At 35.9% G+C, this 10,269-nt stretch carries 7 protein-coding genes and 1 pseudogene; 3 read left to right on the top strand and 5 right to left on the bottom strand.

Annotation, left to right across the window (positions count from 1 at the left end; translation table 11 throughout):
* The 5 genes from F6K22_RS18910 to F6K22_RS18890 form a co-directional block, all read right to left on the bottom strand.
* Window positions 1-576: prohibitin family protein (locus tag F6K22_RS18910; RefSeq protein WP_293101081.1), on the bottom strand; the 576-nt coding region annotated here is incomplete at its 3' end.
* 1,231 nt (window positions 577-1,807) lie between these two features.
* Window positions 1,808-2,986, bottom strand: a complete 1,179-nt coding sequence (locus F6K22_RS18905; RefSeq protein WP_293101087.1) for a cysteine desulfurase family protein — start codon at window positions 2,984-2,986, stop codon at window positions 1,808-1,810.
* Window positions 2,987-3,864: 878 nt separating this feature from the next.
* Window positions 3,865-4,263 (bottom strand): DUF7682 family zinc-binding protein, encoded by a 399-nt coding sequence (locus tag F6K22_RS18900; protein WP_293101078.1) that lies wholly within the window; start codon window positions 4,261-4,263, stop codon window positions 3,865-3,867.
* A 524-nt stretch (window positions 4,264-4,787) separates the two neighbouring features.
* On the bottom strand, window positions 4,788-5,666 hold the full coding sequence (locus F6K22_RS18895; protein WP_293101075.1) for an RNA-guided endonuclease TnpB family protein: 879 nt from the start codon (window positions 5,664-5,666) through the stop codon (window positions 4,788-4,790).
* A 7-nt stretch (window positions 5,667-5,673) separates the two neighbouring features.
* A complete protein-coding gene (locus F6K22_RS18890; RefSeq protein ID WP_293101073.1) occupies window positions 5,674-6,105 on the bottom strand; it encodes an RNA-guided endonuclease InsQ/TnpB family protein in 432 nt (143 codons plus the stop codon).
* Between the two features lie 217 nt (window positions 6,106-6,322).
* Between F6K22_RS18890 and F6K22_RS18885 the strand changes: the two genes are divergently transcribed.
* The 3 genes and pseudogenes from F6K22_RS18885 to F6K22_RS18875 form a co-directional block, all read left to right on the top strand.
* A complete protein-coding gene (locus F6K22_RS18885) occupies window positions 6,323-7,972 on the top strand; it encodes a DUF655 domain-containing protein (protein WP_375340171.1) in 1,650 nt (549 codons plus the stop codon).
* 1,082 nt (window positions 7,973-9,054) lie between these two features.
* Entirely contained in the window at window positions 9,055-9,969 is a 915-nt protein-coding gene (locus F6K22_RS18880) for an MBL fold metallo-hydrolase (protein ID WP_293101070.1), read from the top strand.
* Between the two features lie 92 nt (window positions 9,970-10,061).
* Window positions 10,062-10,269: pseudogene (locus F6K22_RS18875) on the top strand (bifunctional riboflavin kinase/FAD synthetase); the annotation flags it as partial.

Here is a 10,269-nt window from a genome sequence, read left to right as displayed (position 1 = left end):
TTCGGCAATTTGTTTATCTTCAACTGCCCTAGCAAATTCAGGAGAAAATGTTAAATCAATCACGCTAGTATCTAACACAATGATTCCATATTTATCCAAGCGAGAACCTAAAGCATTATCAAAGTCCGATTTTAATTCTTCTCTTTTTGTAATAGCTTCTTCAACAGTTCTTCTCGCTGCAGCAATTTTAAAAGATTCTTGAGTTTGTGGTGCAATTACTTTAGCAACCAAATTTTGTAGAGTACCTTGTTCTCTTCTAATTTTCACTACTTGCACTGGATCTAAGCGAAAGTTAATGGCAAAACTAGCAGATAATTGTTGTAAATCTTTTGTGGAACTTTGACCAGGAACTTCAAACTTTTGCACAGTCACATCATATATATCAACTTGGGAAACCAGAGGGGGTTTAAAGTGAATTCCTTCTAGCAAAGCTCCATCTCTAGCTCTACCTAAGATACTCAGAACACCAGCTTGACCGGGGTTAATAATTACAAACGAATTAAAGCCAATTAGCAATATTACAGATAACACAGTTGCTAATATTAATGTTTGTAAACTTTGTTGTTGACTTTTCAATTTATCTACTCCGAAATTTAAGACTACAACCAATTGGTGAATTTTCTGTGTCAATCTTAGTTGCAGTTGAAAATTACCACTCAAATTATATAATATTTTTATAATCTCCCACCCACTATTTTTTTTCCTGTTCAGGAAAGTTCCAGCCACTAGACAAATAATATCTATTTCCTATTAATTAATTTTTATAGCATTTCTACATTAGTGGTGAAACTAGATTATAATTTTAATCTTGCTAAAAATTTTGTTAGTAACCATTCAGCCATCAGCCATTAGTTATTAAATCACTGTCTCGATCGGGAGAATTAGTCTTGAGAGATTGAGCGATAATTAAAAGTATCAATAAAAGCTCATACCTTAGTATTGCTTCTCCTGAATACCAAATTAAAATGACCGTATATTCAAGACGGATAAATTAATGAATTTCATAATTCTGTGCAACCTCAGATAAAATTGATATAAAAAGCTGATAGCTGACCACTAATAGCTAAATGCTTACTTTTTTTTATTACCGAAAAATCAAGGTATAAAGCCTTCTATTTCAAGAGAAAAAAAGTGCTAGGATATTTCCTTATATTCAATTCCGTAACGGTTTTAACCAGAGGTAATACCATGTCCGGATAAGAGCGTGATGAAAACACTTTTTTCCCTATCTCCTATCTCCTATCTCCTGTCTCCTGTCTCCTGTCTCCTGTCTCCTATCTCCTCCCTAATTATTTATAACTGTTCAACCGGACATGATATAATTATCCATTATCCATTATCCATTATCCATTAATGAACTGCTACTATTTCTTATTGCCCGTTTCATAGTAGTATTGAAATCTCTGTTCATAATTTCAAATTTAGGTAGTGGTGTCAAAATTGAAGAATTTGGTTGTCCTGCATTGTAATGGTATTAAAAGAGGGAGTAGGTCGGAGGTAGGGACGTTTAGCTGGCGCACAACGCGCGTTTTTCATGTCGCGTAGCGAAACGCGGAGCGACATGAAACGCATTTTTGTTATGCAACGTCCCTACAGAATAGAGGGAAAGAATTGATGATTTATGCGTATGGGATTGATTTGATTTTTGATTATCACGCCTATGTCTATTTTTTAATTTCTTCCCACACCCCCCACACTCCCCACACTTCCCACACTTCCCCTCCACCGGAGGGGTTAGGGGTGGGTTCTACCATTACTATGCACCACCACCAAGAATTTTTCTGTTCCCTGTTCCCTATTCCAAATATTAGCAATTAAAAACTGCTAATCTCTGAGGCATCAGTCTTGCTAAAATTTGCTTCAGTACCATCGCCGTCCAATCAATATCAGCTTCCGTTGTTTCTCGTCCCAATGTTAAACGAATACCCCTAATAGCCGCATCTTCAGTATATCCCATTGCCAGTAATATCGGACTCGGAGCTATTTTGCCACTATGACAAGCTGAACCTGCACTAATACCAATTCCAGCTAAGTTCAATTGTCGTACTAGAGTTTTACCAGTAACCTTATCATCTATTTCATTTTCAGGAGGCACAATACAAAAACTAACATGATGAGGTAATCTGTATAATCGATCGCCAGTAGAAATTACATAAGGGTTATCAGTCATCTGTGCAAATAAGCGATCGCGTAACCTAATCAACCTTGATGTTTCTGTAGCTATCTCTTCATTAGCTAATTCTGCCGCTACACCAAAACCAGCGATCGCTGCTACTGCTTGAGTACCAGAACGTAATTTCATCTCTTGGCCTCCACCACCCAATAAAGGGACTAACTCCACACCCTTTCGTACATAAAGCGCCCCTGCACCTTGAGGACCATAAATTTTATGGCTAGATAAAGACAACAAATCTACTGGCAGTTTTTGTACATCTACTGGCAAACGTCCAACCACCTGAACTGCATCAGTATGAAACAAAACCCCATGAGAACGACAAATATTACCTAATTCTGTAATAGGTTGGAGAGTACCCACTTCACTTTGGCCATAAATTATGGAAACTAAAACTGTATTCGATTGTAATGCAGCTTGTAGTTGTTGAGGATCTACCCTTCCTTGTCGATCAACAGGTAGTCTTGTCACTTGCCAACCCCAATTTTCTAGCATTTTTACTGGTTCTGAAATGGCAGAATGTTCTACACTAGAGATAATTATATGTTGGGGTTTTCCATAGCAACGTGTTACACCCATTATTGCCATATTATCAGCTTCGGTTCCCCCAGAAGTAAAAATAATTGATTCTGGGACTGTATTAAGAAGATTTGCTACTTTGATTCTTGCCCTTTCCACTAATGTTGCCGACCTTTGGCCCCATGTATGTAAGCTAGATGGATTACCCCATTGTTGGGTAAAAACTTGCTGCATAAGAGCAATCGCTTCTGGCCTTGTTGGTGTTGTAGCACTATAGTCTAGATAAACTTGCATCATTTTTGTCGGTTTGTTTTCTTATACTAATTTTGTCGAAATTATAGTTAAAAATTGGTTTTAAATATCTCCAAAAATTAAATTTTAGTCAGACAATAACTCTAGACCAATTTTTAAATTTTGGTTTATATAAAACTGAATTACTCCGACTTTACCTATTCTGAATGAGTAGGTTTTATTCCATAATTTTATCGTTTTTTATGGAGATTTATTTTAGCTTAATAATCACCAAAATTACTGATTTTTATTTAATTATTTATGTCTACTTGAAAATTTGCAATATATATAGCAATTCCCAAGAAGCGTGAGGTACGCGCATTCCTTGGTTTTAGAGAACACTTAACTGGGAACAGGGAATAGAATACAAATAAAGATATGTGTACCTCATTAGGCTGAGAAACGCTATAACGTTTCCATATAAATTGTGAAACTAGATTTGAATTGTTATCTGCAATAAAAACTCTCTGATTACCTTCTACTCTTCTCTGTTACCTCTGAGGATTGAATTGTTCAATAAATGTAAATGCTATATCTACTTTAAACTTCTCAAATATTCTCTGATACTTCTAAGCAGGTAGACAAAATTAATTACACATTTTGTCAGAATGAATTTATTATACTGTATGCCTCACATCAATAGGACTTACGCATAGACCATATATGTAGAGTTCAAAAACTATAGCGTTATAGTTTTTTGCGCTATATGTAGTACCCATGCGTAAGTTCCGATCAAATTAGGATAGATAAACAATTTTGTAATGGTGCTGAACCTTTGACTTTTCAATTCCAAACAATTACTAATGTAGAACCAGTGACAAAATACTCAAAGTCTTACTAATCAATATTTTTACATTTTGAATTCGCCGTAGTGGCACTAACTACTTAGGTTTACAAACATTATAATCTTCATGGGACATCACCTTCTGTGGTACAACAAAACTCCCATAATCTTGACAAATCATTCTATAGTTTCGGGTAACAGGTATACTCACAATAAAACGATTGTGGCGGAGTCGTTTACCTCCAAATTCCCGATAGCTTTGATGATTATTTAATCCAGAAATAATTCTTCTAGCTTTAACCACTACATAGTCTGGTAAACCTTTTAAGTCGATCAAATCACAATCGAAGGAAGCTTCCCATTCTAACTTTTTTTCTCGCTTTTCCGCTATTTCTTCGTCACATCTTTGCTGTACCATTTGCTCTTGTTCACAGCGATGGCATTTTCTCCCATATCCTTTATGGCCACACGGAAAAGTCCTTTTTCTTTTCGGCATAAAACAGCAAAGTTAGTTGTCACTAGGTTCTCTCAGTTTTGGCTATCATTCTTACTTCTCAATAGCATAGCAAATGGACAATACAGAAAACATCTCTACAGAGAGCAAAATTTAAGTTAACTATAACTTTAAATTATCGGCTATCATGGCACAATCCTAAAAATTCATTACTTGCTCAAATTTCGGTAGAATTAACATTGAGAAATATTTAAGCTACAGCCCACACCGTAGCTTACTATAGAACCCATTTGGGATCTATAAAATTAGGTGGGGAGATGGGGGAATAGGGAGATGGGGAGATGGGGAGATAGGGAAATGGCGCATAATGGGGCCCTGCTTTCTACCTTTTTCCCTATTCTATTTCTCTATCTCCTGACTCCTGTCTCCTGTCTCCTGTCTCCTTTGCCAAAAATCCGCACTTTTGCAAAGATACGCTTAGGGGTTCTATAGATCGTACTTTGTCAGGAAGCCTATTTGACATCCTCCCGACGCTGCTCTGCGAGACAGCGCGGGATTCCCATCTCTCAATCGAACAGACTAAGCTGCTTGAAAGACTCAGGGTGGGTAGACGACTCATTGATGCGTTTCATGTCGCGCAGCGAAACATCCTTTTTAGGGGATGATTTACCGCATCTCCTCGTCTTGTTTTGAGTCTCGGACTGCCCGCCCGCGACTATACCAAAAATCGATAGTTGTACAGGTGTTTCCAATATTTCAGCTTGAATCGCTTCAACCTTGGTTTTTGGTTGAATAGTTTCTAAAATATTTATTGCTGCGTTAATATCTCTATCGTGAAACGTGCCACAATTGAGACAAGTCCATTCACGGACATTTAATTCTTTCTTGCCTCCACGGAAACCACAACAACTGCATTTTTGAGAAGTAGGTTCCCAACGATTAATGATTCTAAACTCACGACCATACTTTTCACATTTTGCCTCTGCTAAAGTTCTAAATTGTCTCCAACCTAAATCACTAATTGCTTTAGCTAATTTGCGATTTTTAACCATGCCGGAAACATTTAAGTCTTCTAATACGATAGTGTCGTAATTTCTGACTAAATCAGTTGATAACTTGTGCAGGAAGTCTGTACGAATATCCTTAATTTTTGCATGGAGTCTAGCTATTTTCAATCTGCGTCTTTCACGACGGTTACTATCTGGTTGAGTTTTGACAAATTTACGTTGAAACTTAGCTAACTTTTTGAGGTTGTTTTTCAGAGGCTTTGGTGCATTAATTTTCTCACCATTACTCAACGTAGCAAATGTGCTAATACCTAAATCAATGCCAATAGAACTTTCAGTTTTAGGTAGATATTCCAAATTAGTTTCTACTACAAAACTAGCAAAATATCTATGAGCTGAATCTCTAATAAGAGTTACAGATATAGGCTGGTTTGGCAATTCTCGCTTACCAAACTATTTTTATCTTACCTACTTTTGGTAGATATATTTTGTCTTGACCAATCTTATAATTAGCACCTACGAATCTTGCTGTTTGTTTTGACCTTCTTGACTTGAATTTAGGTGGTTTAACTTTAATTCCTTTGCGCTTGCCAGTACAACTATTAAAGAAGTTTCTGTAAGCTTGATCTAAGTCTTTGAGAGACTGTTGTAATGGAGTAGAAGCTACATCTTTTAACCAGAGTAATTCTTTCTTGGCTTGTGTTATGAATTGTTTAGTTAAACCAGTATATGAAGGCTTTTTAAAACCATTAACATACAACTGATTACAATGTGCTAAACTTTGATTCCAAACATACCGACAACAACCAAATAGTTGATTTAATTTAGTTATTTGGATATGATTAGGGTAGATGCGATATTTGTATCTAGCTTTCAATTTTATCGACCTGTTACTAATATTAGTTGCTATATTATAGCATGGGTTAGTATTCATCCCGACGCTCCCCTGCGGGAGAGCGCGGGTCTTCTACCAACATTTTGATAAATTTGAGAAGTGCGAGAATGTTCTAACCGCTCTGGTGGGTACTATAATTAAATTGCTCTTGGTTTACTAAATAGCAATTTTTTTTAGATGAAGTAATAGGTTATTGACTTTGCTAATATCAGTACCATTTTCTTCTATTCAACAGTGCTTTGGCTATGTTTTACTATTGGCTTTTAGCCTAACTGCTTGTCTGAATCAACCTCAGCAGTTAGTTCCTCCTGTATCCCCATTGCCACAAGACCCCTTAATTAAATCTTACTTTAATCAATCCCAAGCTTCAAGATATACTGAACCCCTACGTCAGCAAACCCGACTGGGAGACAATCTCGAAGAAATAATTGTTAATACTATTGCTGATGCTACTTCTAGTGTAGATGTGGCGGTTCAAGAGTTACGTTTACCAGCCATCGCTCAAGCTTTGGCCGAACGGTATCAAGCTGGGGTGAAAGTGCGAGTTATTATTGAAAATACCTACAATCGTCCCTGGGGAAGTTTTAGTCCATCTGAGGTCGCTCAAATGTCTGAACGAGAGCGCAATCGCTACAATGAATTTATTCAGATGGCTGACATTAACATGGACGGTGATATTAGTCAAGATGAAATTAATCGTAGAGATGCTCTAATAATTTTAAGTAATGCAGGAGTTCCCTTGATTGATGATACTGCTGATGGTTCTAAGGGTAGTGGTCTGATGCACCACAAATTTCTAGTTGTGGATGGTCAAACTATTATTGTCACGTCGGCTAATTTTACTACCAGTGGTATTCATGGAGATTTTTCAGAACCCCTGAGTCGAGGAAATGCTAATAATCTTTTAAAAATAGAAAGTTCTGAATTAGCTGAACTATTCACAGAAGAATTTAATATATTATGGGGAGATGGTCCTGGAGGTAAACCAGATAGTAAATTTGGTGTAAAAAAACCATTTAGAGATACAAGAGAAGTATTAGTTGGTGAGACAAAAGTTGCAGTAAAATTTTCTCCTATTTCTAATAGTCAATCTTGGCAAAAAAGTGTAAATGGTTTAATAAATCAAACATTAGAAAAAGCACAAAAATCTATTAATTTCTCCCTATTTGTATTTTCATCACAACAGTTAGTTAATACCCTAGAAAATCAATCCCTACAAGGAGTCTTAATTCAAGGTTTAATTGACCCTAGTTTTGCTTATCGTTACTATAGTGAAGGATTAGATATGATGGGAATTGCTCTGGCAAATAAATGTAAATATGAAACTGATAATCGTACTTGGCAAAAACCAATCTCTACAGTAGGCGTACCTAACTTACCTCCTGGCGATCGCCTCCATCACAAATTTGGAATTATTGATAATTCGATTGTAATTACTGGTTCTCAGAATTGGACGAAAGCAGCTAATCAGAATAACGATGAAACTTTATTAGTAATAGAAAATTCCACAGTAGCAGCTCATTTTGACCGTGAATTTCAAAGACTTTATCAAACAGCAACTATGGGTATACCATCCTGGTTGATGAAAAAAATTGAGAAACAGGAAAAAGAATGTGGCGATCGATTAACAGAAACTGAAACTTCGGTAATAGATACTAACAAGAAAATTAATCTAAATACTGCCACTGCTAAAGAATTAGAAACACTGCCTGGTGTCGGACCTAAATTAGCAGAACGAATTATTGAAGCTCGAAAAAATAAACCCTTTACATCTTTAGCAGACCTAGATCGAGTATCTGGAATTGGACCTAAAATGTTAGATAAATTAAGCGATAGGGTGACTTGGTAATTTGTTAGAAAACTATAATTACTTGTAGTCATTTGATGCTCACTCGTGATTCAGGTAGAAATTAGGGAACATTTTTGTGTTATAATTTCCTTCTTTTCAAGGAATAGTAATTACCAGCCTGCTTGACTTTTTCTTAAAATATCACTAATTGTACACCATAACCTAATTAGTTATAGGCAATATTTAATTTGGCTAACAGAAACAATGTTCTAATTCCCTTGTTTCAACATAAACAATATAAATATGGGTGGGTGAACTTTAAAAAGTTACAGACCTTCCGATTGTGGTCTATATTAATGAAAACCGCCAATTGAGATACTGAGCTAGAATTAAAACTATTGGGGAAAGCAAATAAGATCGCCTTAGCTATCCATAACAAATCTGCTCCCTGGTTCATTTTTATTGCTAAATACTTATAAATATAGTGTCCTTGCGTAAATCTTAAAATCATTTAAGGTTGCTATACTTTGTGAAGGTAATATCAATTCCAGGAGCTTTGGATTAACCAAAAATCTTAAAAGGCAATTGCTAATAAACTTATGAAATAAACATTATTAAATTATTGACTCATCATTTTAGTCTAGACACCGTACTAGAAACAATTAATAATTATGGTTGAGGGTCAAACTAAATTGAAACAGTCAGAGGCTTGATTACAATTGAGTCAAAAACAAGGTCAACTGCTAGAAATAATCTGAGATTCCACCATTGCCAAACCAACCTAATTCTCACCAAAATACTTGCTAATATTATTCTTGTAAGGGGTAAACTAAAACCATAAACACTATCCCAAAATGTGGTCTTTTCAATATTCCCAAGCTGATACTATTACCGAAAAATTAGGCGTTGCACAATCAGGAATGATGAACTCTGAAAGTAGATATTTTTAGGTAATTCTTTTCTTCATATATGTACAGTTTAAAACCTATTATCATTCTTTAATGTGCAACCCCAAGATAACAGTTAAAATACTATGTAAGTATACATATTTATTCTTAAGGCAAAGCCATTTAGTGGCAAAAACTTGACTAATCAATAAAATTCCTTGATGGACTCACTGAAGAAATTCTGCGATAAAACTCATGTCGGTTAAACAAAATCAATTCACAATTCAATTTTGGGGCGTAAGAGGCAGTATTGCTTGCCCAGGCACAGAAACAGTCAGATATGGAGGCAACACACCTTGTTTAGAAATGCGAGTTGGTGGACATCGCTTCATCTTTGATGGTGGTACTGGCCTACGAGTCTTGGGTCAATCCCTTCTGTCTCAAATGCCAATAGATGCCCATATGTTTTTCACTCACTCCCACTGGGACCACATTCAAGGTTTTCCCTTTTTTGCACCTGCCTTTGTTAAAAGTAATCGTTTCCGTATATATGGGCCAGTTGCTCCTAATGGAGCTACTATTCAACAAAGACTTAATGACCAAATGCTCAACCCTAATTTTCCCGTACCTCTGCAAATTATGGGGGCAGAACTCAAATTTTTCGATCTAGAAATAGGTCGGTCAATTAAAATTGATGATTTACTTATAGAAAATGCTTTGCTTAATCATCCAGGAGAAGCAGTAGGATATCGTGTCAACTGGCAAGGATATTCTGCAGCTTATGTTTCAGACACAGAACATTTTCCGGATCGTCTTGATGAAAATGTTTTATTTTTGGCTCGTAAAGCAGATGTGTTAATCTACGACGCAACCTATACAGATGAAGAATATTACTCGGAAAAATCTAGTAAAATAGGTTGGGGCCATTCTACTTGGCAGGAAGCTGTAAAAATTGCTAAAGCAGCTCAAGTCAAAAAATTGGTGATTTTTCACCATGACCCCCTGCACAATGATGAATTTTTAGATAAGGTGGGAGAGCAAGTAGCTGAGAAATTTCCTAATAGTTTGATGGCAAGAGAAGGTCTGTCAATTCAATTAATTCCTCCTAGTAATGGTCAAGAAAAGAATTCAGAAGTAAATACTGTAAAAGAAGTTAAAATTTCTGCTTAATTTTAATTTTGTTAGTTTACTAACAAAAAACTTAGAAAAAACAGATTAAATCTGGTAAAAGATGATTAAATAAATAAATAAAAATATAAGGTGTGTGGATAACTTCTTCTTTAGCTACGGCTCTAACTCCAACTACAGTTGCCTTGGGAAACTTTGATGGTTTACATCGAGGACATAGGCAAGTAATTGAACCAATTTTAAATTTAAAGGGTAGATCGAAGTTACTTTCTGTGTGTCCATCAGAATTGGCAAAAACTACAGAAGTAGATGAAGGCACAAAGCTGAAATTGTGGCATCAAA

The organism is Okeania sp. SIO2F4, from assembly GCF_010672385.1.
Taxonomy (GTDB): domain Bacteria; phylum Cyanobacteriota; class Cyanobacteriia; order Cyanobacteriales; family Microcoleaceae; genus Trichodesmium.
The sequence above is the reverse complement of the archived record's forward strand: the minus strand, read 5'-3'. Positions and strand labels throughout refer to the sequence as shown.